Annotated in this window: 21 protein-coding genes; 5 read left to right on the top strand and 16 right to left on the bottom strand. The window is 72.7% G+C overall.

Annotated elements, in window-relative coordinates; genetic code table 11:
• Position 1: 1 nt before the first annotated feature.
• The 8 genes from ACIBBA_RS05495 to ACIBBA_RS05460 all read right to left on the bottom strand — a co-directional run bounded on the left by ACIBBA_RS05495 (position 2) and on the right by ACIBBA_RS05460 (position 10,517).
• The gene (locus ACIBBA_RS05495; RefSeq protein WP_357047597.1) at positions 2 to 466 is read right to left on the bottom strand and encodes a DUF4442 domain-containing protein; all 465 of its coding nucleotides are present in this window, start codon (positions 464 to 466) and stop codon (positions 2 to 4) included.
• A gap of 230 nt (positions 467 to 696) precedes the next feature.
• Positions 697 to 1,683: a hypothetical protein gene (locus ACIBBA_RS05490; protein WP_396694035.1), complete on the bottom strand. Its 987-nt coding sequence runs from the start codon at positions 1,681 to 1,683 to the stop codon at positions 697 to 699.
• A 66-nt stretch (positions 1,684 to 1,749) separates the two neighbouring features.
• A complete protein-coding gene (locus tag ACIBBA_RS05485) occupies positions 1,750 to 3,054 on the bottom strand; it encodes an ABC transporter ATP-binding protein (RefSeq protein WP_350867848.1) in 1,305 nt (434 codons plus the stop codon).
• A 149-nt stretch (positions 3,055 to 3,203) separates the two neighbouring features.
• On the bottom strand, positions 3,204 to 5,414 hold the full coding sequence (locus ACIBBA_RS05480; RefSeq protein ID WP_396694033.1) for a CDP-glycerol glycerophosphotransferase family protein: 2,211 nt from the start codon (positions 5,412 to 5,414) through the stop codon (positions 3,204 to 3,206).
• Between the two features lie 16 nt (positions 5,415 to 5,430).
• Positions 5,431 to 7,503 carry a DUF5941 domain-containing protein gene (locus tag ACIBBA_RS05475; RefSeq protein ID WP_396694031.1) on the bottom strand — a complete coding sequence of 691 codons (2,073 nt, stop codon included), beginning with the start codon at positions 7,501 to 7,503 and terminating at the stop codon, positions 5,431 to 5,433.
• A complete protein-coding gene (locus tag ACIBBA_RS05470; RefSeq protein WP_396694029.1) occupies positions 7,500 to 8,246 on the bottom strand; it encodes an ABC transporter ATP-binding protein in 747 nt (248 codons plus the stop codon). The genes ACIBBA_RS05475 and ACIBBA_RS05470 overlap by 4 nt, the downstream gene beginning before the upstream one ends.
• Positions 8,247 to 8,248: 2 nt before the next feature.
• Complete coding sequence (locus ACIBBA_RS05465; protein ID WP_350867854.1) at positions 8,249 to 9,076, bottom strand: ABC transporter permease; 828 nt, start codon at positions 9,074 to 9,076, stop codon at positions 8,249 to 8,251.
• 70 nt (positions 9,077 to 9,146) lie between these two features.
• Positions 9,147 to 10,517, bottom strand: a complete 1,371-nt coding sequence (locus tag ACIBBA_RS05460; protein ID WP_350867856.1) for an L-serine ammonia-lyase — start codon at positions 10,515 to 10,517, stop codon at positions 9,147 to 9,149.
• A 332-nt stretch (positions 10,518 to 10,849) separates the two neighbouring features.
• On the opposite strand from ACIBBA_RS05460, the gene ACIBBA_RS05455 reads away from it, so the two are divergent.
• Positions 10,850 to 11,059, top strand: coding sequence for a PspC domain-containing protein (locus ACIBBA_RS05455; RefSeq protein ID WP_357047575.1), 210 nt, complete (start codon positions 10,850 to 10,852; stop codon positions 11,057 to 11,059).
• 252 nt (positions 11,060 to 11,311) lie between these two features.
• Here the strand turns inward: ACIBBA_RS05455 and ACIBBA_RS05450 are convergent, their stop codons facing one another.
• From ACIBBA_RS05450 to pdxH, 7 genes are all read right to left on the bottom strand, one after another.
• On the bottom strand, positions 11,312 to 12,076 hold the full coding sequence (locus ACIBBA_RS05450) for a DUF4230 domain-containing protein (RefSeq protein WP_357047572.1): 765 nt from the start codon (positions 12,074 to 12,076) through the stop codon (positions 11,312 to 11,314).
• 121 nt (positions 12,077 to 12,197) lie between these two features.
• Positions 12,198 to 13,373 carry an acyl-CoA dehydrogenase family protein gene (locus ACIBBA_RS05445; RefSeq protein WP_396694025.1) on the bottom strand — a complete coding sequence of 392 codons (1,176 nt, stop codon included), beginning with the start codon at positions 13,371 to 13,373 and terminating at the stop codon, positions 12,198 to 12,200.
• A 43-nt stretch (positions 13,374 to 13,416) separates the two neighbouring features.
• Positions 13,417 to 13,722: a type II toxin-antitoxin system VapB family antitoxin gene (locus ACIBBA_RS05440; protein WP_350867862.1), complete on the bottom strand. Its 306-nt coding sequence runs from the start codon at positions 13,720 to 13,722 to the stop codon at positions 13,417 to 13,419.
• Positions 13,723 to 13,910: 188 nt separating this feature from the next.
• Entirely contained in the window at positions 13,911 to 14,513 is a 603-nt protein-coding gene (locus ACIBBA_RS05435) for a nitroreductase family protein (RefSeq protein ID WP_350867864.1), read from the bottom strand.
• 26 nt (positions 14,514 to 14,539) lie between these two features.
• A complete protein-coding gene (locus ACIBBA_RS05430) occupies positions 14,540 to 15,469 on the bottom strand; it encodes an aldose 1-epimerase family protein (protein ID WP_396694023.1) in 930 nt (309 codons plus the stop codon).
• 18 nt (positions 15,470 to 15,487) lie between these two features.
• Entirely contained in the window at positions 15,488 to 16,846 is a 1,359-nt protein-coding gene (locus tag ACIBBA_RS05425) for an MFS transporter (protein ID WP_396694021.1), read from the bottom strand.
• Positions 16,843 to 17,472 (bottom strand): pyridoxamine 5'-phosphate oxidase, encoded by a 630-nt coding sequence (gene pdxH, locus ACIBBA_RS05420; RefSeq protein ID WP_396694324.1) that lies wholly within the window; start codon positions 17,470 to 17,472, stop codon positions 16,843 to 16,845. The genes ACIBBA_RS05425 and pdxH overlap by 4 nt, the downstream gene beginning before the upstream one ends.
• Before the next feature lie 283 nt (positions 17,473 to 17,755).
• On the opposite strand from pdxH, the gene ACIBBA_RS05415 reads away from it, so the two are divergent.
• The 4 genes from ACIBBA_RS05415 to ACIBBA_RS05400 all read left to right on the top strand — a co-directional run bounded on the left by ACIBBA_RS05415 (position 17,756) and on the right by ACIBBA_RS05400 (position 22,625).
• Positions 17,756 to 18,862 carry a citrate synthase 2 gene (locus tag ACIBBA_RS05415; protein ID WP_350867870.1) on the top strand — a complete coding sequence of 369 codons (1,107 nt, stop codon included), beginning with the start codon at positions 17,756 to 17,758 and terminating at the stop codon, positions 18,860 to 18,862.
• A 308-nt stretch (positions 18,863 to 19,170) separates the two neighbouring features.
• Positions 19,171 to 20,298 carry a phosphoserine transaminase gene (gene serC, locus ACIBBA_RS05410; protein ID WP_357047554.1) on the top strand — a complete coding sequence of 376 codons (1,128 nt, stop codon included), beginning with the start codon at positions 19,171 to 19,173 and terminating at the stop codon, positions 20,296 to 20,298.
• 185 nt (positions 20,299 to 20,483) lie between these two features.
• Entirely contained in the window at positions 20,484 to 21,560 is a 1,077-nt protein-coding gene (gene sepH, locus ACIBBA_RS05405) for a septation protein SepH (RefSeq protein WP_350867874.1), read from the top strand.
• Between the two features lie 78 nt (positions 21,561 to 21,638).
• Positions 21,639 to 22,625: an aldo/keto reductase gene (locus ACIBBA_RS05400; protein ID WP_396694018.1), complete on the top strand. Its 987-nt coding sequence runs from the start codon at positions 21,639 to 21,641 to the stop codon at positions 22,623 to 22,625.
• 70 nt (positions 22,626 to 22,695) lie between these two features.
• On the opposite strand, the gene thpR is transcribed toward ACIBBA_RS05400, so the two are convergent.
• Positions 22,696 to 23,274 carry an RNA 2',3'-cyclic phosphodiesterase gene (thpR, locus tag ACIBBA_RS05395; protein WP_396694016.1) on the bottom strand — a complete coding sequence of 193 codons (579 nt, stop codon included), beginning with the start codon at positions 23,272 to 23,274 and terminating at the stop codon, positions 22,696 to 22,698.
• Positions 23,275 to 23,280: the final 6 nt, after the last annotated feature.

Below are 23,280 nucleotides of genomic sequence, written 5' to 3'. Positions count from 1 at the left end.
GCTATTGCGGGCGCAGCGTCCAGATGACCGTCATCGCCGAGGTGGGCGTGCCGTCCTCGGTGCTGATCTCGACCTCGACCGGGAATTCCGGCCGCCGGCCGGACTCCAGCTCCGCGATCACCTCGGACGCCGAGCGCCCCAGCCGGGCGGTGGCGCGCACCGGCCCGATGGCCAACTTGCGGTACGCGATCTCGGCTCGCACGGCCAACGGCACCGCGCGGTCGAGGAGCTGACCGAACGCGGCCAGCACCACCGCGCCGGAGGCGGTCTCGCCGAGCGTGAACATGGCGCCGGCGTGCGGGCCGCCGACGTGGTTGTGGGTGTCCGGCGAGTCGGGCAACCGGACGACCGCCCGGACCCCACCGTCAGCTTCCGGGGCGACCTCGACGAACTCGAAGCCGAGTGTGCGGGCGAACGGCACGGCCTCGAGCATCCCGGCCGCCACCTGGCGTGAGTCGATGGACATGCACCGACGCTACTCGCCAGTAATTTCCCCGAGCAAGTCCTCCCCGAGCCCCAACCCACCCACCCCGACCCCCACCAGCCCCGCCCGACCCCACCCCACCACCGCCGACCCCGCCCGCCGACCCCGTGGATCATGCAGTTGTGGTGCCTGACGAAAGGGACGGAAGGCCCCTTTTCGCCCACCACAACTGCATGATCGACAGGCGTGGCAGCGACCGTGCCCGGAGTGGGTCAGAGGTTGGCGATGGTGCGCAGGATTTCCGCGTAGAAGTTGCCGTCGATGCTGCGGAAGAGGGCGAAATCCTGCTCCGGGTCGCCGAAGAACGGGCGCAGGGTCCAGGCCAGCTGGGTGCCGACGAAGCCGAAGAGCAGGATCCAGATGTAGAGCAGGGTCATGCTTGCCGGTCGCTGGCTCGGCTCGACGCGGCGGACCGGCGGGGTGGCCCAGGGCCGCTGCGTCGACGGGTAGCCCGGCGGCACCATCCCGGGCGGGAACACGGGGGCGACCGCCGGCTGCGGACCGACCGCCTGCACGGGGATCGCCGGGGCGGCGGGAGCGGGCGCGGACCCGTCCGACCCGCTCGCGGCCGAGGCTGCGCCGTTCGCGGCCACGCCGGCCGGCACGGCGACCGGCTCGACGGCGGCCGGCGCCGACGGTACGGCCACCGGAGCGGCGGCCGGTACGGCCACGGGGGCGGCGGCGGGCTCGGCGGGAGCGAGCAGGCCGTGCTGGTTGAGCACCTGCATGCCGCCGGTCAGGAACCGCAGCCCGACGAACGCCGAGAGGGTCAGGATCGCGACGTTGAGCAGCTTGAAGAAGCCGTAGTCGGGGGCGGTGATCAGGAAGAAGAGGCTGATCGGGGCGAACGCCACGGCCAGCATCGCCGTGACCGTGATCGCCACCATCACCAGCGCCAACGACTGGCGTACCGAGAGGCGGGCTCCGAAGACCAGGTTGAACAGGTAGAGCGTGGGCAGACAGATGGCCAACGTGACCAGGAAGAGCAGCGGCAGCTTCACCGCCGAGGTCAACGCCATCAGGGCGCTGTGGAACGCGCCGAGCACAGCGCCGTAGCAGGCCAGCGCGATCGCGGAGCTGGCCAGCATCCGGCCGGTCAGCGCGTTCAGGTCACGCTCGGCCACGATCTGCTGCCAGATGCCCTCGCGGTCGCGCAGGATGCGCTCGATGACGAGCGGATTCGGACGGTCACCCGACACGGGGGCACCCCTCTCGGTTGTTGCTATGTGGACTCCGGTCGCCGAACCGTAGGGCACCGGTTCGATTCAGCGCCACCCCACGTCGATGCGATCGCCCCGCTCGTCGAAGAAGTGCAGGGCGTCCATGCGTACCCGGACGGAGAGCGGGTGCCCGGTGGAGACCGCCGGGTACGGAGCGAGGCGTACCGCCAACTCGGCCGGGCGCCGATGGTGCCGTCCCGGGTCGGGCAGCACGCTCGTCCGGGTGCCGCGCGCGGCCGGCTCGGTGGCGGCGTCCGTCGGCTTGCTGGCGAAGCGCTGCATCACCTGGCCGAACCGGCGCAGGCCGCGCTGGCCGGCGTCCAGGGTGTTGCCGCCCCGGCTGCCCATCTCGTCGACCACGATCGCGGTCGCGCCGATGTCGAGGAAGGCCAGCGACTCGTGACCGTGGTGCTCCAGGTAGCGGATCCGGCCGTGCAGCACGTCGCCCGGGCTGTCCGGCGCCACCGGGGTGAGGGCCTCGGCCCGCATCCCGACCACGATCCGCTCGCCGTGGTAGTGCGCCACCGCGCGGCTGCGGATGTCGTCCCACGGCAGGTAGAGCGCCTGCTCGCCGAGGGTGAGCGTGACGTACCTGTCGAGGTGGACGTAGACCGACGCCTCCAGCAGGTTCATTCGCGGGCTGCCGAGGAAAGCGGCCACGTAGAGGGTGGCCGGGCGGCCGTACACCTGGGTGGGGGTGCCGACGTCCTGGAGGACGCCGCGGCGCATGATCGCCACCCGGTCGGCCATGGTGAGCGCCTCGGCCTGGTCGTGCGTGACGTAGATGGTGGTGACCCCCAGCTCGCGGGTCAGCCCGGAGATCTCCGCGCGCAGCTCGGCGCGCAGCCCGCTGTCGAGGTTGGACAGCGGCTCGTCCATCAGGAAGAGCCCGGGACGGCGCACGATCGCCCGGCCCATCGCCACCCGCTGGCGCTGCCCGCCGGAGAGCTGGCCCGGCCGGCGGCCGAGCACGTCGCCGATGCCGAGCGCGCTCGCCACGTCGCTGACCCGCTCGCCGCGCGGCTCCGGCTCCATCCCGGCCAGCCGCAGCGGAAAGGCGATGTTGTCGCCGACGGTCATGTGCGGATAGAGCGCGAAGTCCTGGAAGACCATGGCGATCTTCCGATCCCGTGGCGACAGGTCGTTGGCCAGTTCGCCGTCGAGCAGGATGGCCCCGCTGGTCGGGTCCTCCAGACCGGCGATCATCCGCAGCACGGTCGACTTTCCACAGCCGGACGGGCCGAGCAGCACCATGAACTCACCGTCGGTGACGTCGAGGTTGATGCTGTCGACCGCGACTGTGCCGTCCTTGAAGACCTTGGTGACATCCTTGAGCGCGACGGTTGACACCGTCACCTCCCCCAGCTCGTCCGACGAACCCCCCGAATGACTGTGACCAAGATCATGCCGCCCGCACATCGGGTAAACGTGCCATGTTCAGTCAGTGACGGTCCTGTTACGACCTCATCGAACGCCGACTATCCCCTCTCTGGCGGGCGTCAGCAGGAACGGCGCGCCTCCACCTGCTCGCCGAGGAAGACCGTGCGGACCACCCGCTCCGCCGCCCGCCCGTCGTCCAGCGCACAGAACCGGGCCCGGAACTGCTGTCGCGCCTTGGCCGCGGACTCCGAGCGGACCTCGCCGCTCTGGAACAGCTCGATCAGGTCGGCGAAGGTCAGCGCCACCGCGCCCGGCGGTTCCTCGGTCACGTCGAAGTAGACCCCCCGGGCCAGCCGGTACGCCTCCCAGTCCGGCGCGTAGAGGACGATCGGCCGGTCCAGGACCGCGTAGTCGAACATCGCCGACGAGTAGTCGGTGACCAGCACGTCGGCGACCAGGTACAGGTCCTCCACCCGCTGGTGTGAGCTGACGTCGTGGATCCGCTCCCGCTCGGCCGGCCGGCGCGGGCGGCGATCCCGGTCGTGGAAGTAGTGGCTGCGCATCAGCAGCCGGCCGGACGGCCCGAGCGCCTCCACGAACCGGTCCGGGTCGAACGGCGGCCGGTAGTGCGGCAGGTGCTCGCGGTGCGTCGGCGCGTACAGCACCACCTGCTCGGCCGGGCCGATCCCCAGCTCCGCGCGCAGCTGCGACACGTCCTCGCTGGTCGCGGTGACGAGCCGGTCGTTGCGCGGGTAGCCGACCTCCAGCGTGGTGTACGTGGCCGGGTACGCCCGGTCCCACATCTGGGTCGAGAAGCTGTTCGAGGTGATGCTGAAGTCCCAGCGGTCCACCCGGCGCAGCAGGCCGGCGAAGTCCATCCGGCCGGCGCCGATCGGGTACCGCTGCTGGTCGAGCCCCATCACCTTGACCGGCGTGCCGTGGTGGGTCTGCACGTGCACCGAACCGGGCCGCTTACGGACGAAGTCTGGGAAGTTGACGTTGTTGACCAGCCAGCGGGCCCGGGCGAGCATCCGGTAGTAGGCCGGGGTTCCGGCCACCACGTACTCCACCCCCGGCGGGAGGGTGTCGACTCGGTCCCGGCGGACGATCCACACGCCGCGGATCTCCGGCGCCAGCCGGCGGGCCGTCTCGTGGATCGCCGCCGGATTGCAGGCGTACCCCCGGTACCAGTACGCGGCGTAGACGGCGAGCGACGGGTCGACCGGGCGGCGCAGCTCCGCCCGGTAGTACTCGCGGAACAGCACGTCGCGGGCTCGACGGGCGTTGCGGCGGGCCACCGGCGTCACCCGCCGCTTGGCGGTCCGCGCCGAGCGCCGGGCGGCGTCGCGGGCCCGGTTGGCGGCCCGCAGCGCGCTGAACGTCCGCCACCGGCCGGCCGCGACCAGCCGGTGCTTGAGCCCCTCCACCCCGTCCGGCGCCGGGTAGCCGGCGGCCGGCAGCCAGCGGGCGTAGTCGGCGGTGATCTGGGCGAAGAAGGCCGGACGCAGCTCGGGGGCGATCCGCTGCCCGTTGCCGAGCACGGTCAGGTAGTGCCAGATCATCCGCTCGAAGACCGCCGGGCGCAGCTCGTCGACGGCCGGCCCCCAGCGCTCCATCAGCTGGAACACCCGGTGCCACTGCGGAAACACCTCGAAGTGCCGGTCACCCCGGGTCCGGGTGATCGCCCCGGCCCGGCGCTGCCGGTAGTTGACGCAGATTCGGTCCAGCACGCCGATCCGGTCCGCGGCCATCAGCACCGGGTAGCTGAACGACACGTCCTCGTACCAGCCGGGCTCGAAGCGCAGCCCGAGGTCGAGCAGGAACTTCCGACGGACCAGCCGGTTCCACGCGGTGTGCAGCAGCCGCATCGCCGCCGGCCGCTCGCACAGCCGGAACGTCCCCTCCCCGGGCGGCTCGGGGAAGACCTCGCGCATCGCGCTGCGGGTCGCGGTGTCGTTCCAGTGCGTCCGGACGTGGTCGACGAGCAGCACGTCCGGTCGGGTGGCGTGCAGCCGGGCGGCCACCTCCGGCAGGCAGTCCGGCGCCAGCCAGTCGTCCCCGTCGACGAACCAGACGTACTCGCCGACGGCCCGGTCCAGCCCGATGTTGCGGGCCGGACCGAGCCCCGCGTTCTCGGTCAGCCGGACCGGGCGGACCCGCTGGTCGCGCGCCGCGTACTCGGCGATGATCTCGCCGCTGTCGTCCGGCGAGCAGTCGTCGACCGCGATCACCTCGAGGTCGGTGAAGGGCTGGCCGAGGATCGAGTCGAGGCACTCGCGCAGGTAGCCCTGCACCCGGTAGGCCGGGACGACGAAGCTGATCAGGGTCATCCGGCCTTTGCCTCCGTCAGCCCGGCGCGCCGCCTCCCGTCCGCACCGGCACCATCGACGCCCGCGCCGCGCGGGCCGGCAGGACGACCCAGGCCAGGACGACGCTCGCCACAAAAACCACGAGAAGGTACGTACCGAGTGTAGCCATCCCGATACCCGCGAACCCGACGATTGCCGCCAGGGCCAGCAGTGCCGAGCGCCCCTCCCAGCCCAGCGTGGCGTCGTGCAACGGCGGTGCCGCCTGCCGCTTCTCCAGCCGGGCGGTGAGGTCGTAGTGGTGCACGGTCAGCACGAAGACGTAGCCGAAGATCAACCACGGCGGGACGTCCCCGACCACCCCGACGGTGATCGCGAAGAGGTACTCGCCGGCCCGCAGCGCCGCCGGTACCAGCCAGTCCAGCGGGCCGTTGTGCGCTGCCCGGGCACCCAGACCGCCGACGAGCAACACCAGCAGGGCCACCGGCAGCCACCAGCGCAGCCCGGCCGCCGAGCCGTCGCCGTACGCTGCCACCAGCGCCGCGACCAGCAGGGCCGCCGGACCGAGCGCCGCGATCACGGCCAGGGTGAGCGGCCCCATCGGGCGGACCACCGGCAGCCGGACGGCCAGCGGCCCGTCGTCGCGGTGCAGCGTGGCGTCGACGGTGTCGAGTACCGGAACCCACATCCAGCGCGCCCGCAGGGTGCGCAGCGCACCGGTGTACGCGAACGCCAGCGTGCCCCAGACCAGCACCGCGACCAGGCTGACCAGCGGGTTGAACAGCGCCACGGTCAGCGCGATCAACGCCCACCGCTCGCCGATCGGGAAGACCACGGTCCGCTTCAGCCAGTACGACAGCGAACCGGTGTCCGCCTGCACCCGGGTGGATGCGGCGTTGAGCCGGTCACCGATGCCGCCACCGCCGCCACCGGCGGTACGCGGCCGACGCGCCGCCTCGTCGTGCAGCACCCCGTACCAGGTGTCGGTCATGTGCCGCACGGTCTGCAGGGTCATCGCGGCGATCGCCAGCGCCCAGCCGTTGCCCAGCCCGGCGTGGGTCACGCCGAAGCCAAGGCCGGCGTAGACCAGGTATTCCTTGGCCCGGTCGGCCATGGTGTCCAGCCAGCCGCCCCAGGCGCTGAAGTTCCGGGTGTACCGGGCCAGCTGGCCGTCCACGCAGTCCAGCACGAAGCCGAGGTAGAGCAGCACCGCGCCGCCGACCAGCGCCAACCGGCCGCCGACGCCGAACAGCACCGCGGCGGCCAGCGCGAAGAGCACCGAGATGACCGTGACCCCAGTCGGGGTGAGCCGCAGCCGGGCCGCCACCCGCACCACATACGGCGACCAGGTGCTGACGAAGTAGGTGGAGAAGAAGTCGTCCCGCTCCTTGACCGAGAGCCGCAGCTCGGCCCGGTCCTCGTCGACCGCGGTCACCGCCGCTTCGGCCGCGGTCAACCCGGCCGCGTCGGCGACCCGGTGTGCGACGAGCAGCCGTACCCGCTGGGCGAAGACCAGCGTGCCGAGCGCGGTGAGCCCGGCGAAGAGCCGGTCCACCGCGGAGCCCGGACCACCGGCGGCGACCGACGCGGGAGATCCGCCCCCGCCGGCCACCGGCAGCGGCGCCACGTCCCCGGCCGGGCCGAGCGGCGTGGCGACGGGCAGCACGCCGGCCGCCGCGGCCCGGGCGGCGGCGGCGAGATTCGGCAGGTCGTCCACGCCGACCCGCAGCGCGCCGCCGAAGACGCCGGTGGCGTCACCGTCGAGGGCGCCCACCGGGCCGGCGACGACCACCTGGCCGCGCTCCTCGCGCACCGCGGTCCGGCCGGGCACCGGCGGGTCGGTGAGCACCAGCGCCACCGTCGGCCCCACCGGGCTGGTGGCCAGGTGCCGCAGTACGGCGGTGTGCGCGACCAGGTCGGCGCCGGTGACCAGCAGCGGCCCGGTGGCGGAGTCGGCGAGCCCGGCCAGCTCGTCGAGATCGGCGGCGAAGCGCACCTGGTCCGCGCCGGCGCGGCGCAACTGGGCGGCGAGGCGGTCGGCCAGTGGCTCGCCGGTCGCGGTGCTCAGGCCCGCCGCGGGCGTGCCGGCGGCGAGCACGATCGCGAGCATCACCGCGGGACCGCGGCGTGGTACGCGTCGAGCGCTTCGGCGATGGTGCCGTCGAGCGTCAACCGGCCCGCGTCGAGGTAGAGCCCCCGACGGCAGAACCGGGTCAGGTCCTTTTCGTTGTGTGACACCAGCACCAGCGTGCGCCCCTCCCCGAGCAGACGATCAATCGTCGCGTAACACTTCTTGCGGAACTCCGCGTCGCCGACCGCGGTCACCTCGTCCATCAGCAGGATCGGGTGTGGCAGGTGGGAGATGATCGCGAAGCCGAGCCGTACCTTCATCCCGGACGAGTAGTGCCGCACCGAGGTGTCGATGGCCCGCTCCACCTGCTCGCCGGCGAACGAGACGATCTCGTCGAAGTGCCGCTTCAGGTAGCCGGCCGAGAGTCCGTGCAGACCGCCGACCAGGTGCAGGTTCTCCCGCCCGCTCAGGTCGTTGGAGAACCCGGCGGAGAGCTCCAGCAGCGGCGCGACGTCGCCGCGGACCCGGATGCTTCCCTCGTCCGGGATCAGTACCCCGGCGATCAGCCGCAGCAGGGTGCTCTTGCCGGTGCCGTTGCGGCCGATCACGCCGACCGTCTCGCCGGCGTCGAGCTGGAACGACACGTCGCGGAGCGGCCAGAACTGGCCGGCCGGCGCGTTGCGCCCGCCGCGATGGATGAACAGCTCGCGCAGCCGCAGCTGGCGGCGCCGGTTGCGGACGAACCGGATGCCGAGCCCGTCCGCCTCGATGATCGGATCGGCCATCTCTACAGTTCCTTGAGCACGGCGGGTTCGAGCCGGCGAAACGACCACCAGCCGGCGGCCAGCACCAGCAGGCTGCCGACGACGGTGGTGGCGAGCAGCCGCGCGTCCGGGAACTCGTCCGGGTACCAGACCGAGTGGTGCAGTTGGAAGATGCCGACCAGCGGGTTCAGCTCGTAACCCACCTTCAGCCAGCCGGGCAGGTCGGACTCCCGGACCAGGCTCAGCGGATAGATGATCGGCGTGGCGTAGAAGAGCACCCGGATGATGAGGCGCATGAACCGCTCGACGTCGCGCATCAGCACGTTGAAGGCGGAGAGCAGCAGGGCCAGCCCGATCAGCAGGGTGCCCTGGACGGCCACCGCGAGCGGCAGCGCCAGCAGCGACCAGCCCAGCTCGACCCGGCCGTGCGCGGCGTAGACCAGCGCGACGGCGATCAGGATCGGCAGGCCGGCGGCGTACTCGGCGAACCGGCCGGTCACCCGGCCGATCGGGAAGACCTGCCGGGGCACGTTCATCGTGGTGATCAACCGGGACTGGCCGGTGAGCGCGTTGGTCGCCTCGCTCAACGCCGAGCTGGTCCACATCCAGGCGAAGATCCCGGTGATCAGGAAGAGTGGGTACGACTCGGCCGCGTCGCCCAGGTGCCGTCCGGTGTCGCGGGAGTAGAGGACGCCGAAGACGAACCAGTAGATCGCCCCCATGCCGAGCGGCTCGATCAGTGACCAGAAGTAGCCGAGGACGGACTGCTGGTACTTGACCGCGAGGTCGCGCTTGACCAGGATGCGCAGGGAGTTGCGGTGCGACCACAACGCCGCGACGCCAGAGGTCACCGCCGCCTCCCGCCTTCGAAACGGACGACAGGTTAGCAGTCGGTGAACGTATGCCCCTCGTCGGGCGCGCTCAGCACTCGATCACATTGACGGCCAGACCGCCCCGTGCCGTCTCCTTGTACTTGACCTTCATGTCCGCGCCGGTCTCCCGCATGGTCTTGATGACCTTGTCGAGCGAGACGGCGTGCACCCCGTCACCGCGCAGCGCGAGCCGGGCTGCCGTGATCGCCTTGATGCTAGCCACCGCGTTCCGCTCGATGCACGGGATCTGCACCAGCCCACCGACCGGGTCGCAGGTCAGACCGAGATTGTGCTCCATGCCGATCTCCGCCGCGTTCTCCACCTGCTCGGGGGTGCCGCCCAGCGCCTCGGCCAGGCCGGCGGCGGCCATCGAACAGGCCGACCCCACCTCACCCTGACAGCCCACCTCGGCCCCGGAGATCGAGGCGTTCTCCTTGAACAGCACACCGATCGCGCCGGCCGCCAGCAGGAACCGGACCACGCCCTCGTCGGAGGCGCCGGGCACGAACCGGGTGTAGTAGTGCAGCACCGCGGGGATGATGCCGGCCGCGCCGTTGGTCGGCGCGGTGACCACCCGGCCGCCGGCGGCGTTCTCCTCGTTGACCGCCAGCGCGAAGAGGGTGACCCAGTCCATCACCCGCAGCGGGTCGCTGCCGCCGGTCTCCGCCTCCAGGCTGCGCCGCAGCTCCGCGGCGCGCCGGCGGACCTTCAGCCCCCCGGGGAGTACGCCGTCGCGCTCGCAGCCCTGCTCCACGCACTCGCGCATCACCCGCCAGATCTCCAGCAGACCGTCGCGCACCTCGCGCTCGCTGCGCCAGGAGAGCTCGTTGGCGAGCATCACCTCGCTGATCGACAGGCCGGTGTCGGTGGTGATCTTCAGCAGCTCCGCGCCGGTGAGGAACGGGTGCCGCACCCGGGTGGTGTCCGGGGTGATCCGGTCCGCGCCGGCCGCCGCCTCGTCCACCACGAACCCGCCGCCGACCGAGTAGTACGTGCGGGAGCGCAGCTCCGCGCCGGTGTCGTCGTACGCGACGAAGGTCATCCCGTTCGGGTGGTACGGCAGCGAGCGTCGACGGTGCAGCACCAGATCACGATCCGGGTCGAAGTCGATCTCGTGCGCGTCGAGCAGGCCGATCCGCCGCTCGGCGCGGATCCGGGCGACCCGGGGCGCCACGCTGTCGGTGTCGACCGTCTCCGGCGCCTCCCCGGCCAACCCGAGCAGGACGGCCCGGTCGCTGCCGTGGCCGTGCCCGGTCGCGCCGAGCGAGCCGAAGAGTTCGGCCTGCACCCGGGCGGTCGCCGCGAGCAGGCCGTCGGCCTTGAGCCCGGTGACGAACGTCCGGGCGGCCCGCATCGGCCCCACCGTGTGCGAGCTGGACGGCCCGATGCCGACGCTGAAGAGGTCGAAAACACTGATCATGGCTGCGCTTCCTCGCCGTCGTCCCCGTCGTACGGGGTCCGGCCCGGTCGTGCCGCCCGGGTCCGGGCGGCCGGCGGGCGCCCGGGGTGTGGGTGCCCAACCTGCGAGCCTACCCGCCCAGGTCACCAGCCTGCCGAACGCCGCCGGGACCACGGGTGAACGTCCGGGGAGCCGTGCCCACGCGAGCGGCGAAGCGTCGGGGCCGGCCGGGCCGGGTAATCACCTACGGGTACCGGGGTCGCCGATCGTCCTGTGGGCTGAGGGCGTGGTGGCCACCCCTTCCTACCGTGGATTTCAGAGCGGCGTACCGCCGCAGAGTGGGAGTGACGACGATGAGTCGCAAACTGGTCCGGCCCCGTCAGGGGCGCATGTTCGCCGGTGTCTGCGCCGGCCTGGCTCAGCGGTTCGGCGTGTCGGCCGGCTTCGTCCGGCTGCTGTTCCTGCTGTCGCTGCTGCTGCCCGGCACCCAGGTGATCGTCTACCTGGTGCTCTGGCTCCTGATGCCGAACGAGGACCGCTACCTGGCCACCGCCCGCCACTGACCGACCCCACCCACCCGGCCCGCCGGCCGCCCTCCGCCCGGATCGAGGAAACAACATCCCTGAAGTAGCGGCCTCCGCCGACGAGGAAGCAGCAACTTCCCTGAAGTTGCGCGGATCATGAGGAAGGCGCGGCGGACGGCCGCGGGTGCGGCGGGCGGCCGCGGGCGCGGCGGACGGCCGCGGGTGCGGCGGGGTTGGACAGGCGGCGGCGCCCGTCCCGGATCGTCGGGGCGGGCGCCGTCGGCGTTCCGGTCAGGGAGCGACGTAGGTGATGGTCACCTGCTCGTAGCCGAGCGAGCGGAGCAGCCCCTCCAGCATCTTGCGGGTGTTCTCCTCGGCCCGGGCGCCGAGCCCGCTGTCGCGGGCGGCGGCGGTGATCCGCTCCTCGGCGAGCCGGTAGACCTCCTGCTGCCGGTTGGGGTCATTGGCGAACACGTCGCCCAGCCGGTTGAGCAGGCCGCGCTTCTCGGCGAAGACGTAGCTCTTCTCCAGGTCCAGGTTGGTCTCACCGAGCTGCGGCGCGGGCAACTTGATCTCGACCGACTTGCCGTCGGCCGACTCGACCACCGCACCGTCGGCGATCTTCGCGAAGTCCACGTACGCCTCGACGCTGCCCGCCCCGACGAAGAGGGTGCGCTCGTTGAGCAGGAACTCGGGCACGTACTTCCGGTCGGTCTGCAGGTCGACTACCACCTGGAAGTTGCCCTCGGCCGCGACGTAGCGGCTGAGATCCTGGATCGACTTCAGCAGGGTCGGCTGGCTCCGGTCGGTCTGCTGCTCGGCGAACGGATTGCGGAAGCTGGGCCAGAGCCCGCTGCCCTGCACCCCGAGCAGCACGACCACCGCGAGCGCCGCCGCGCCGAGCACCCAGAGCAGGCCCTTCGCGGGACCGCCGGATGAGCTCGGCGGCGTCGTCGGCGGCTCGGGTGTGACGTCGGAGCGGACCTTGAGCGCGTCGCCGGTGGGGTATCCCGGGAACTCCGTGGTGGGCTCGTTGCTGTCACCGTCGCGGGCCATCGCCCTCACCGTCCTCGTCAGACATTGCCGTCTGAGAATGACAGTACGTCCGCCGTACGACAGGCGCGCGTTGAGTGGCTCGATGCGACATCGGCGCAGGTCAGGGCGGGTGGCGTGCCGGTCAGGCGAAGGCGCTGATCCCGGTCAGCCGCTGCCCGATCACCAGCTGGTGGATCTCCGAGGTGCCCTCGTAGGTGAGCACGCTCTCCAGGTTGTTGGCGTGCCGCATCACCGGGTACTCGCCCGACACGCCGTTGGCGCCCAGGATCGTGCGGCACTGCCGGGCGATGCCCAGCGCCTCCCGTACGTTGTTCAGCTTTCCGACGCTGACCTGCTCGGGGCGGAGCCGGCCGGCATCGGCGAGCCGGCCCAGGTGCAGCGCCAGCAGGTGGCCCTTCTCCAGCTCGACCGCCATGTCGGCGAGCTTGGCCTGGGTCAGCTGGAAGCCGGCCAACGGCCGGCCGAACTGGGTACGGGTGCCGGCGTACGCCAGGGTGGTCTCCAGGCACTCGCGGGCCGCGCCCAGCGCACCCCAGACGATGCCGTGCCGGGCCTCGGTGAGGCAGCTCAGTGGCGCCTTGAGCCCGACCGCCTCGGGCAGTTGCGCATCCGCCGGGAGCCGGACGTCGTCGAGCACGATCTCCCCGGTCACCGACGCTCGCAGCGACATCTTGTGCCGGATCTCCCGCGCGCTCACGCCGGGCGTGTCCATCGGTACGGCGAAACCTCGCACCCCGTCGTCGGTGCGCGCCCAGATCACACCGACATCGGCGATCGGGGCATTGGTGATCCACATCTTGCCGCCGTTGAGCACCCAGTCGTCACCGTCACGGCGGGCCCGGGTGGTCATCGAGGCCGGGTCGGAGCCGTGGTCGGGCTCGGTCAGCCCGAAGCAGCCGATCGCCTCGCCGGTGGCCATCGACGGCAGCCAGCGCGTCTTCTGCTCCTCGCTGCCGTAGCGCCAGATGGCGTACATGGCCAGCGAGCCCTGCACCGAGACCAGCGAGCGGATGCCCGAGTCGCCGGCCTCCAGCTCCAGACAGGCCAGCCCGTACGCGACGGCCGAGGCGCCCGGGCAGCCGTAGCCGGTCAGGTGCATGCCGAGCAGGCCGAGCTTGCCGAACTCGCGGGCCAGCTCGCGGGCGGGCACCTGGCCCTCCTCGTACCAGCCGGCCACGTGCGGGCGGACCCGGTCGTCGACCAGCTGGCGCACGACGGCGCGGATCTGCCGCTCCTCCTCGCTGAGCGAGGAGTCCAGGTCGAGCAGGTCGAGCGGGGCGTTGGGGCGCGGGCTCATGGCAGCACCCTAACGAAGGCTCAGCGCGGGGCGCGACCGCGCGTCACTCGACCGCCTCGGAGAGCACCAGCACCCGGGCGTGGATCTGGTTGCGCTGCTGGAGCGCGGCGCGCAGCGCCCGGTGCAGGCCGTCCTCCAGGTAGAGGCCGCCGTTCCACTGCACCACGTGCGGGAACAGGTCGCCGTAGAAGGTGGAATCCTCGGCGAGGAGCTTGTCCAGCGCCAGCTCGCGCTTGGTGGTGATCAACTGATCCAGACGCAGCGGCCGCGGCGGGATCTCCGACCACTGCTTGAGCGTCAGGTTGTGCTCCGGGTAGGGACGCCCGTCCCGGACCGCTCTGAAGATCACGACGGAACGCTCCCCTCCCCGTGGCCGGTCCGACCGACGGCGCCGTGCCGGGTCGCGGCGTGGCACCGCGCGGCGCGGCACCGATGACCGTGCCAGCCTAGCCGCCTGTCGCACACCGCGTTCTGCTCCCTGATGTCAGTTTCGCTACCGCTCGCCCGATCCTCAACGGGGCGAATCCGGCGTACCGCTCAGCTCCACCGTCCCCGGCGGACCACCTGATCGACCGGACGGCGCCCGCGCCGCAGCGAAGATGACCGATGGTCGGCGGCCCGGTAACCCACAGTCACCGCGCCGATCGGCGCGTACTCCTCGGGCACCCCGAAGGCGTCCCGGTAGGTCGACAACCGCTGCGGCGCAATGCCGAAGAAGCAGGCGCCGAGCCCCTCGTCCACCGCGGTGAGCAGCATCAGCAGGGCGGCGAAGCCGGTGTCCACGTACCAGTAGGGCACCGGCCAGCGTTCGGTGGACCGGTCCACCCAACCCTTGTCCGGCTCCGCATACCGCTCCAGGTACGCCGACCGGTTGGCGTGCGGCACGATGATCAGCGGTGCTCGGCGCATGCCGGCCAACCACCGCTCCCGGCCACCGCCCTCCGGCGTGGTCGACGCCCAGAACCGCTCCCGGTCGGCGGGCTCCTCCAGCACCAGGAAGCCCCAGCCCTGCGCGAAGCCGGCGGACGGCGCCCGGACCGCGTGGTCGAGCAGCCGCTGCACCACCTCGGGCGGGACCGGCCGGTCCGGGTCGTAGTTGCGCACCATCCGCCGTCGCCGGACCACCTCGGCGAACTCCATGCCCATCCCCCCGAGACGCCGGCCGGTCAGGCGCCCGGCCGGACACCCCAGACGCCGCGCCAGGTCGCCCCCGGCTTCAGCATGATCACGTCCTTCCCGGAGCGGAACGCGTCGGGCGGGCAGGTCATCGGCTCGACCGCGACCGAACGGCGGTGCCGGACACCGGTGAGCGTGTCGCCGGTGAAGACCTGCCACCAACCGAACTCGCGGTCGGCCCAGATGGTCACGCCCGACGCGCCGTCGGGCCCGGCCAGGCTCACCGACGAACCACCGTCGGCGTCCCGGACCACGTCACCGAAGGAGAGGTCGAGGATGGCGTCACCGATCCGGCGCGGGCTGGTGAAGTCGTACTCGGTGCCGTCGACCGGGGTCGCGGCGACCGGCAGTAGCCGGCTGTCCAGCACCATCCGGGTCTGGCCGGGCACCCGCATCGCCAGGTCGTCCACCGCCACCCCGGCCAGTTGCAGGTACGGGTGCACGGAGAAGCCGAACGGGGCGGCCTCGCCACCGATGTTGCTCACCTCGTGCTCGGCGCGCAGGCCGTCCGCCCCGACGCTCCACCGGCTGATCAGCCGCAGCGGCCACGGGTAGCCCGGCTGGGGCGGCAGGTCGTAGCTGAGCGTCACCGCGTCCGGCGACTGCTCCACCAGCTGCCAGCGCACCCAGTTGACCAGCCCGTGGATCGCTACGTGCCGATCCGGCTCGGTCAGCGGCAGCTGGTACGACTGCTCGCCGAGGGTGTACCGCCCGTCCCGGATCCGGTTCGGCCACGGCGCCAGCACCTGCCCGGCGCAGCCGGGGCAGAGCTCGTCCTCGGCGTAACCGTCGAGGTAGTCGACGCCGTCGTGCCGGTACGTCCGTACCCCGCCGCCCACCTCCACGATGACGGCCTCATGGCCGGCCGCGGAGATGGTCCACTGGGTGCCCGAGAGCGGGAGCTGGTCAGGGGTGTCCATGTCCGCGACCCTAACTGGTCACTCTCGGTCACCGCTCGACGCCGTCGCCGCCCGCTCGTCGCCCGGCGCGACGTCCCCCTGCGCGCCGTCGGACGACGTCGCGGCCCGGTAGCGCAGCAGGGCGGGGAAGGCGACCGCGAGCAGCACCACCAGCACGGCCGCACCGACGCCGCCGGCCACCCAGGCGACCCCACCGCCGAGCCCGGCGGCCATCCCGCCGGCCCGCAGGTCGCCGAGGCGCGGGCCGCCGGCGACCACCACCGTGTTCACTCCCTGCAGCCGGCCGCGCATCCGATCCGGCGCGTAGACCAGCAGCATGGACTGCCGCAGCACCGCGCTGACCAGGTCGGCCGCGCCGGCCACACCGAGCAGCAGGATCATCAGCCAGAGCTGGTGGGCCAGCCCGGCCGCCGCGATGGCGAGCCCCCAGGCGACCACCGCGACCACCAGCCCGAGCCCCTGCCGGCGGAGCCGACCGATCCAGCCGGAGGTCAGCCCGCCCAGCATCGACCCGATGGCGATGGCGCTGAAGAGCCAGCCGACCGAACCGCCGCCACCGAACCGCTCGTGTGCGATCTCCGGGAAGAGCGCCCGGGGCATGGCCAGGATCATCGCGATCAGGTCGACGGCGAACGACAGCAGCAGCACCGGGGTGGTGGCCAGGTAGCGGAAGCCGTCGACCACGCTGGCCAGGCCGGCCCGGGCCGGGGTGGTGTCGCCGTCCGGGTGCGGTTCGGGCGGCAGCGCCGGCAGCCGGAGGGCGGCCCAGACCATCGCGGTGAAGAGCAGCGCGTCCGCCCCGTACGCGATCGGCAGGGCGACCTGGGGGTCGGCCCAGATGGAGAGGATCAGCCCGGCCGCCAGCGGGCCGACCACCGACGCGGCGGTGAAGGTGGTGTAGTTCAGCGTGCTCGCCGCCGGCACCAGCTCCGCCGGGACCAGCCGGGGCAGCATCGCGCTGCGCGCGGGCGAGCTGACCGCGAAAGCGATCGACTGCACGGCCACCAGGACCAGCAGCAGCACCGGGCTGCCCACCCGGAACACCGCCTGCGCCAGCAGGCCGAGCGTGGACGCCCAGAGCAGCGCGGACCCGCCGAGCAGCACCAGCCGCCGGTCGCGGGCGTCGGCGATCGCGCCGCCCCACAGTCCGAAGATCAGCAGCGGTACGAACCCGGCGATGCCCAGCAGGCCGACCCAGAGCGACTTCCCGGTCAGCGCCCACATCTCCACCGGCACGGCGACCGCGGTGAACTGGAAGCCGAACATCGCGATGCCGTTGCCGAGCCAGAGCCGCCGGTACGCGGGCACCCCGAGCGGCCGCAGGTCGATCGCCCAGCGGCGCGCCCCGCGCGCCCGGGCCTGTTGCACTCCCGTCACGGCGCCAGCCGTTCGACCGTCCAGGCGTCCGCCTCGGTGCGGCGGAACCGCAGTCGGTCGTGCAGCCGCCCGGCCCGGCCCTGCCAGAACTCCACCGAGTCGGGGCGGACCCGCAGCCCGCCCCAGTGCGGCGGGGCGGGAATCGACGGCACGGCGGCGAACCGCTCCGCCGCCGCCTGGTAGCGCTCCTCCAGGGCAGCCCGGTCGGCGACCACCTGTGACTGGGGGCTGGCCCAGGCACCCAGCTGGGAACCGCGCGGCCGGGTGGCGAAGTAGGCCTCCGTCTCGGCCCGAGGCAACGGCTCGACGGCGCCGGCGACCACCACCTGACGCTGCATGGCGAACCAGGGGAAGACCAGGCTGGCGTACGGGTTGGCGGCCACCTCGGCGCCCTTGCGCGAGGCGTGGTTGGTGAAGAAGACGAACCCGTCCGGGTCGTGCCCCTTCAGCAGCACGGTCCGCCCGCTCGGCCGGCCGGCGGCGTCGGCCGTGCCGACCACCATCGCGTTCGGCTCGGGCAGCCCGAAGGCTACCGCGTCGGCGAACCAGCGGGCGAACTGGCTGTGCCAGTCGCCGGCCAGGTCGGCCTCGGAAAGGCCCAGGTCCGCGGCGTACTCGTTACGCATCGCGGCCAGGGCGGGTGTGTCGCCCGTCACGTTCGCACTCCTTCTCGCCGGGCCGGCTTGCGCCCTGCGACGCTGGCCAGCCCGTACCGCCCAGTCTTGCCCAGCCGGCGGCGGGATGCGCGTCCGGGGATGTCGTGTGCGGCACAGTCGCAGCGGGTCGCGTACTCGGTTACTCACCAGGCAAGATGTTCCGAACACATCCCTGAGGGTCGCCTAAGGGTGCTCGGCCGGCTGGGCCGCGTTGAGCCTGACCGGGCGCACCGACCAGATCCAGGAGAGCGACATGGCCGACTTCAAACCCGGGCTGGAGGGCGTCGTAGCCTTCGAGACCGAGATCGCCGAACCCGACCGCGAGGGCGGTGCGCTGCGCTATCGCGGGGTCGACATCGAGGATCTGATCGGTCAGGTCTCCTTCGGCAACGTCTGGGCGCTGCTCGTCGACGGCCGGTTCGGGCCGGGCCTGCCGCCGGCGGAGCCCTTCCCGGTTCCGGTGCACTCCGGCGACATCCGGGTCGACGTGCAGTCCGCGGTCGCCATGCTCGCCCCGTACTGGGGGCTCAACCAGCTGCTGGACATCTCCGACGAGCAGGCCCGCGCGGACCTCGCCCGGGTCTCGGTGACCGCGCTCTCCTTCGTCGCCCAGTCCGCCCGTGGCCTGGGTCTGCCGGCGGTGCCGCAGAAGGAGATCGACAAGGCGCAGACCATCGTCGAGCGGTTCATGAAGCGCTGGCGCGGCGAGCCGGACCCGCGGCACGTCAAGGCCGTCGACGCGTACTTCATCTCGGCCGCCGAGCACGGCCTGAACGCCTCCACCTTCACCGCCCGGATCGTCGCCTCGACCGGCGCGGACGCCGCGGCCTGCATCTCCTCGGGGATCGGCGCCCTCTCCGGCCCCCTGCACGGCGGCGCGCCGTCGCGGGTGCTGAGCATGCTGGAGGCCGTGGAGCGCAGCGGCGACGCCGAGGGCTACGTCAAGGGCGTGCTCGACCGGGGCGAGCGGCTGATGGGCTTCGGGCACCGGGTCTACCGGGCCGAGGACCCGCGCGCCCGAGTGCTCCGCCGCACCGCCAAGGAGCTGGGCGCGCCCCGCTTCGAGATCGCCGAGGCCCTGGAGAAGGCCGCGCTGGCCGAGCTCCAGGCCCGCCGTCCGGACCGGGTACTGGCCACCAACGTCGAGTTCTGGTCGGCCGTGGTGCTCGACTTCGCCGAGGTGCCGGCGCACATGTTCACCTCGATGTTCACCTGCGCCCGGATGGGCGGTTGGAGCGCGCACATTCTGGAGCAGAAGAAGCTCCAGCGGCTGGTCCGCCCGTCCGCCCGCTACGTCGGCCCGGGCCCGCGCCGGCCGCAGCAGGTCGAGGGCTGGGACGCCATCCCGCACGGCGTCTGACCCGCGTACGCCGAGGGGCCCCGTCCATCGCGGACGGGGTCCCTCGCGCTTTCCCGGCCCTAGCCGGGTCGTTTCGCCGCGCTCCGGCCGGCAAGGCGGCGCCCGGATCCCGGTGGCCTGTGGCGCACGCCTCACCAGCGGGGCCGAGACCAGCGGCGAGGCGAACGTCAGGGGATGGGAGGATGAAGACTCGGCAGTGCCGCCGGACCAGGCTCGGATCCCGGCCGCCGCGCGTCCAGACGCCCGCCGCCGGTCCGTGCCCGCCAGCTCACCGGGCTCACGGCCCATGCGGAAGGATCTTGAAGACCGTGGCTGACGCACCGACCATCCGGATTCCCGAAGAGATCAAGCCTGCCGACGGACGGTTCGGCTGCGGCCCGTCCAAGGTCCGCCCGGCGGCGGTCTCCGCCCTGGCCGAGGTGGCGACCAGCTACCTGGGCACCTCGCACCGGCAGAAGACGGTCCGTGACCAGGTGGCGCGCCTGCGGCGCGGCATCGCCGAGTTCTTCTCCCTGCCCGAGGGTTACGAGGTGGTGCTCGGCAACGGCGGCACCACCGCCTTCTGGGAGGTCGCCACGTTCGGCCTGGTGCGCGACCGGGCCCAGTTCGCCAGCTTCGGCGAGTTCGGCGCCAAGTTCGCCAAGTCGGTCTCCGACGCGCCGTTCCTCGGCGAGCCGACCATTCGCAAGTCGGCGGCGGGCAGCGCGCCCACCCTGGTCGCCGAGGCCGGGGTGGACGTCTACGCCACCCCGCACAACGAGACCTCCACCGGCGTGGCGGTGCCGATCTCCCGGGTGCCCGGCGCCGACGAGGGCTCGCTGCTGCTGGTCGACGCCACCTCCGGCGCCGGCGGGCTCGAGGTGAACGTCGGCGACACCGACGTCTACTACTTCGCGCCGCAGAAGTGCTTCGGGTCCGACGGCGGCCTCTGGCTGGCCCTGATGTCGCCGGCAGCGCTGGAGCGGGCCACCGAGATCAAGGCCTCCGGCCGCTACATCCCGGCGTTCCTCGACCTGGTCACCGCGATCGACAACTCGCGCCTGGAGCAGACCTACAACACCCCGGCGCTGGCCACCATCTTCCTGGCCGCCGAGCAGACCGACTGGATGAACGCCCAGGGCGGCCTCACCTGGGCGGCCAAGCGGACCGCCGAGAGCGCGGCGATCGTCTACGGCTGGGCGGAGCGCTCGGCGGTGGCCACGCCGTACGTCGCCGACCCGGCGCTGCGGTCCAACGTGGTCGCCACCATCGACTTCGCCGACGAGGTGGACGCCGGCGCGATCGCCAAGGCGCTGCGCGCCAACGGCATCGTCGACACCGAGCCCTACCGGAAGCTCGGCCGCAACCAGCTGCGGGTGGCGCTCTTCCCGGCCGTCGAGCCGGCCGACGTCGAGGCGCTGACCGCGTCCATCGACTACGTGGTCGAGCGACTCTGACCAGAGTCACGGTGGGTGTCCACCGCCCGGTGCGGCGGACACCCACCGTGACCATCGCCGCTGCTCATCCACGACATGCGGGCGTGGCGTCTCCCACCTCAGGGCGGATCAGCGTACGGTGGTCCGAGACGCCCGGGTGGCCGACCCGTGGCATGCGGCCAGCGAAGCGGGACGGAGGCAACGCTATGCGCCCAGTACGCTTCGTCGCCCTCTCCGAGGACGGCCAGGCCCTGGTGCTCGCCGACGAGGTGGGTCGACTGCTCGCCCTGCCCATCGACGAGCGCATCGCGAGCGCGATGCACGCCGAGCCGGGCGCCCCGCCGCTCGCCGTCGCGCCGGCCGCCGCCGACCCGACCCCGTCACTGTCCCCACGCGACATCCAGGCCCGCATCCGCTCGGGCGAGTCCGCAGAGGACGTCGCGCGGATCGCCGGCGTCCCGGTCGACCGGGTGCTGCGCTACGCCGGCCCGGTGCTCCAGGAGCGGGCGATGCTGGCCCAGCACGCCCGCCGCACCCGGCTCAAGGGCGCGGAGAAGCCGACCCCGCTGGCCGAGGTGGTCAACGGTCGGCTGGCCCAGCACGGCATCGACACCGAGAAGATCTCCTGGGACGCCTACCGGCGTGACGACGGCACCTGGCGGATCGTCGCCACCTGGCCGTCCGGCAAGGCCACCGCCCAGGCGATCTGGGATCTCGACAAGACCCGGCAGAACGTCGCCCCGCACGACGACATGGCGCAATACCTCTGCGCCGAGCGGCCCACGCCGATCCTCGGCCAGGAGCCGGCGCCGGAGCGGGGCGGGCACGCCCTGCCGGGCCCGTCGCGCGAGCCGAGTCGGGGCGGGCACGGCCTGCCCGGCCCCGCCGAGCACGCCCGCCCCGGGCGGGATCCGATCCGCGCCGGCCGCGACGCCCTGCTCGCCTCCCTCGACCGGCCGCTCGGCGGGTCGTCCGGCCGGAGCCTGGAGCCGCGTACGCCGGCCGCTTTGGCCGGGTCCGACGCGCCCCGGCAGCGGGCCGTCGGCGGTGGCGCCGCGGCGCTGCTCGGCGGTGGCCCCGGCTCCGCCTTCGACGACGACTCGGACGCGCCCAAGGAGGTGCCGGCCGTGCCGTCGCTGGCGGTCCTCCGGCCTCGCCGCACCGGCGCGGCGGCCGCCGCCGGCGGCGAGTCGACCGACGCCACGGGCAAGCCGCGCAAGCGCCTGCCCAGCTGGGACGACGTGCTCTTCGGCAGCGGCCCGGCGGCCCGCGAGTCCTCCTGACCACGCGTCGGGCGGGTGGCTGACCGGCCACCCGTCCGGCGTGAGGCACTCGAAGTGCCACGGTGGCAGGCTGGGTCCATGGAGTACACGAATCTTGGCCGCACCGGCCTGTCGGTCAGCCACCTCTGCCTCGGCACGATGAACTTCGGGCCGCAGACCAGCGAACCGGACAGTTTCGCGATCATGGATCGCGCGCTGGAGCACGGGATCAACTTCTTCGACACCGCCAACGTCTACGGCTGGCAGACCGGCGAGGGCATCACCGAGCAGATCATCGGCCGCTGGTTCGCCCAGGGCGGCGGCCGTCGGGACAAGGTCGTACTGGCCACCAAGGTCTACGGCAAGATGGGCGACTGGCCCAACGAACAGGGCCTCTCCGCCCGGCACATCATCCGGGCCTGTGAGGCCTCGCTGCGCCGACTGCAGACGGACACCATCGACCTCTACCAGATGCACCACATCTCCCGGAGCACCCCCTGGGAGGAGATCTGGCAGGCGATGGAGACGCTGGTCGCGCAGGGCAAGGTCCTCTACGTCGGATCGTCCAACTTCGCCGGCTGGCACATCTCGGTGGCGCAGGAGGCGGCGGCGAAGCGGCACTTCCTCGGCCTCGTCTCCGAGCAGTGCATCTACAACCTGATGACCCGGCACGTCGAGCTGGAGGTGATCCCGGCCGCGCAGCACCACGGGCTGGGCATCATCCCGTGGTCGCCGCTGCACGGCGGGCTGCTCGCCGGGCTGCTGCGCAAGATGGCCGAGGGCAGCGCCGCGCGGGGCACCAGCGGCCGTTCGGCCGAGACGCTGGCCGAGCACCGGGCGACCATCGAGGCGTACGAGAAGCTCTGCGCCGACCTTGGTCACGACCCGGCCGACGTGGCGCTCGGGTGGCTGCTCTCCCGGCCTGGGGTCACCGCGCCGATCATCGGTCCGCGCACCGCCGAGCAGCTGGACCGTTCGCTCGGCGCGCTGGACGTCCAGCTCGACGAGGCGACCCTCGGTCGGCTGGACGAGCTCTTCCCGCCGGTCGGCAAGGGTGGTCCGGGCCCGGAGGCCTGGGCCTGGTGACCGCCCGACGGCCGGTCGCGGACAGTTCCGCCGGCTGACCAGCCGGTGCGCCGCCCGTCCGGGCGAGGTGTCAGAGCGGCCAGGCGGCGAGCCGGTCGTAGCGGGGCCGGGGACCGAGGTGACTGCGTACCAGCAGCAGCTCGGTCGCCGGCCAATCCGGCCCCTGGTAACCGTCCAGAGTGGCCCGATCCGCCTCGATGTCGGCGCGGTCCAGCCGGTCACCGGGCCGGGCGACGGTCAGGTGCGCGCGGAACGGCTTCTCGTCGTGCGGCAGGCGGGCGTGCCGCAGCCGGGAGCGGACCAGCCGGGCCAGGGTGGCCAGCGCCTCGACCTCGCCGCGTACGTCCACCCAGAGCACGGTGAACCGGTCCCGGCCGAACCGGCCGCCACCGCCGAGGGAAAGCCGGGGCGAGGCGTCCCGGCCGTCGCGGAACCACTCGGCCGCGAGCCCGAGCGCGCTCTCCACCTCCACCAGCCGCGCCTCCTCGACGTCGCCGAGGAAGGCGAGGGTGAGGTGGACGTGCGCCGGGTCGGCGAGCCGGACGTTGATCCCGGCCGCGGCCGCGGCTCCGATCCTCAGTCCCGCGATCTGGGCGCTCAGGTGGTCGACCGCCTCCGCCGGCGGGCAGACCGCGACGAAGAGCCGCACCCCGTA

It is taken from the genome of Micromonospora sp. NPDC051006 (genome assembly GCF_044456245.1).
GTDB lineage: Bacteria > Actinomycetota > Actinomycetes > Mycobacteriales > Micromonosporaceae > Micromonospora.
This window is presented reverse-complemented; position numbering and strand designations above follow the sequence as displayed.